This is a genomic window from Sulfuricurvum sp. RIFOXYD12_FULL_44_77 (assembly GCF_001830725.1).
Classification (GTDB): domain Bacteria; phylum Campylobacterota; class Campylobacteria; order Campylobacterales; family Sulfurimonadaceae; genus Sulfuricurvum; species Sulfuricurvum kujiense_A.
The window spans coordinates 1-2,611 of the sequence record NZ_MIBU01000289.1; the positions used below are offsets into that span (position 1 = coordinate 1).

A 2,611-nucleotide genomic window follows, 5' to 3' on the forward strand; every position below is an offset into this window, starting at 1 on the left:
ATATTGCACGTCTTATCACCTTAAACGGCGGAAGTGCAAAAGAGAATGATGTCTACGAAGCACGTAAAGCACTTGGAATCATGTTTGACTACAACGAAGTCGATACCTGTGCGGCAGAATTCGGTTCATTGACCCCCTATCTCTATTCAACCACCAACATTACCCGTCTCGGACTTCAAGCACCGCGTCAAAGTGACAAGAAAAAAGTGATGATCCTCGGCGGTGGGCCTAACCGTATCGGTCAAGGTATCGAATTCGACTACTGTTGCGTACACGCCTCATTCGCCCTCAAAGAGATGGGGATTGAGACCATCATGGTCAACTGTAACCCTGAAACGGTATCTACCGACTACGATACCTCCGATGTCCTTTATTTCGAGCCGATCGATTTCGAACACGTCCGCTCTATCGTCGATGCGGAACAGCCTGATGGGATCATTGTCCATTTCGGAGGACAGACACCGCTAAAACTCGCAAACGGCCTTCACGAAATCGGTGCCAAAATCGCAGGTACCTCGGCGGAAGTGATCGACTTGGCGGAAAACCGTGAGAAATTCTCCGCTTTCGTTGTTGAACAAGGTCTCAAACAGCCTGAAAACGGTATCGCTATGACGAAAGAGCAGGCATTTAAAGTAGCTGAAGAGCTTGGCTACCCTGTCCTTGTACGTCCTTCGTATGTTTTGGGCGGACGTGCTATGCGTATCGTCTACAACGAAGATGAACTCCGTACCTATATGGATGTCGCCGTATCGGTGAGCAACGATTCTCCTGTTTTGGTCGATAAATTCCTCGATCAAGCGGTTGAGTTGGATGTCGATGCGATCAGTGACGGTAATGAAGTCTATATCGGCTCTGTTATGCAACATATCGAAGAGGCGGGGATTCACTCAGGGGATAGTGCCTGTTCACTCCCTCCTGTCAGCCTCAGCGCAGAGCTTCAAGCACAAGTGGAGCAACAAACGAAAAAAATCGCATTGGGTCTCGGTGTTATCGGGCTTTTGAATATCCAATACGCGATCTACCAAAACGAGGTTTACCTCATTGAAGTCAATCCGCGTGCGTCTCGTACCGTTCCGTTTGTCTCCAAAGCGACCGGAATGCCACTCGCAAAAGTCGCAACCCGTGTTATGCTCGGTGACAGCTTACGCAATGCGTTGAAATTCTACGATAACTACAATGTCGTCATGGAAGCCGATGGATTGCTTAAACCGCGTCTCAAAGGACACGTTGCGATCAAAGAGGCGGTATTCCCGTTCAACAAACTCTACGGTGCCGATCTGGTTCTCTCTCCGGAGATGAAATCGACCGGAGAAGTTATGGGTATCAGCCAAAACTTCGGCGTTAGCTTCGCCAAAAGCCAACTCGCAGCAGGAAATAAAATCCCGACCTCAGGGACATGTTTCCTCTCGTTTATCGAAATGGATAAAGTTCACGCTCCAGAAATCGCACGCGGATTGCACAATCAAGGGTTCAAGCTCGTGGCGACACGCGGTACCCAAAAGGTGATTGAGGCAGCGGGAATCCCATGTGAAGCAGTCCTTAAAATCTCTGAGGGTCGCCCGAATATCGAAGACGTGATGAAAAACGGAGAGATCTCTCTCGCCATCAACACCTCCGATAACAAAACCTCGAAAAAAGACGCCGAGCAGATCCGTCAAATCGTATTGCGTATGGGAACTCCGTATTTTACCACCCTCAGTGCGGCACGCGCCGCTATCGAAGCTATGACACATATGCAAGACGATAGCTGGATGGAGCCTCATGCGATCCAAGATTATCTCATCCCCTAAGTGATGAATAAAATTATTCTCGCCCAAACCGACACTACCGTCGGTTTTCTCTCTCAAAATGCTCAACGCTTAGAACAGATAAAAATGCGCTCAGGAGATAAACCCTTTCTCAAAGTCTATGCCGATCTTAAAAGCCTCAGCCGTGATATCCGTATCCCCTCACTCCACAAACACCGTGTGCGTCATAGTAAAAAAACAACCTTTGTTGTCAAAAACCAAGCGTTTCGTTACGTGAGAGATCCGGAACACGCACGGCTGATTCAGCGCTACGGATGGCTCTATTCCACCTCTGCCAATGAGAGCGGAAAAGGGTATGACAGTGGGTTTTGCCGCGCAGTCAGCGATATTATCATTGAAGATTATCGTGGCCTCAGCGAACAAAGTGCCTCAAAGATTTTTCGCCTTACGTCAACTCAATTAAAACAATTACGATAGGAACTCCCCATGAAACATTTTACCTCTGCCAATACCATTATGACCGGAACCATCGGCCTTGCCGTTCTCAGTGCCCTCAGCGGATGCCAAAGCGCGCCAGAAGAGCAAGCGGAAGCACAGAATAAATTCCTCGTCGTCGAACAGCAGCCTAACGGCAAATACGTCATTGTTGAAGAGATGCCGACAGAGGGTCCAAGCCGCGCGATTATCAAAGAGACCGATGAGAACGGCACCGTTACTGAGCGGGTTATGAGCGAAGCGGAGATGAAGGAGCTCGCCGATCAAGAGTACAAAAAAATGGAAGCCGGACAATCGGAACTCAACGCCGAACCTCAAGGAGAGGGGATGGGACTTGGCGGAACTATTCTCGCCGCTGCGGGGGGAGC

Annotated in this window: 2 protein-coding genes and 1 pseudogene; all 3 read left to right on the forward strand. The window is 49.3% G+C overall.

The genetic code is table 11. The features are described from left to right. Positions 1-1,790 (forward strand): carbamoyl-phosphate synthase large subunit (gene carB / locus A2517_RS10725; RefSeq protein ID WP_294896886.1); only part of this gene is annotated, 1,790 nt, incomplete at its 5' end. 3 nt (positions 1,791-1,793) lie between these two features. Beyond that, a complete protein-coding gene (locus A2517_RS10730; RefSeq protein WP_294896888.1) occupies positions 1,794-2,225 on the forward strand; it encodes a hypothetical protein in 432 nt (143 codons plus the stop codon). 9 nt (positions 2,226-2,234) lie between these two features. Further along, positions 2,235-2,611 (forward strand): annotated as a pseudogene (locus A2517_RS10735) (hypothetical protein); the annotation flags it as partial.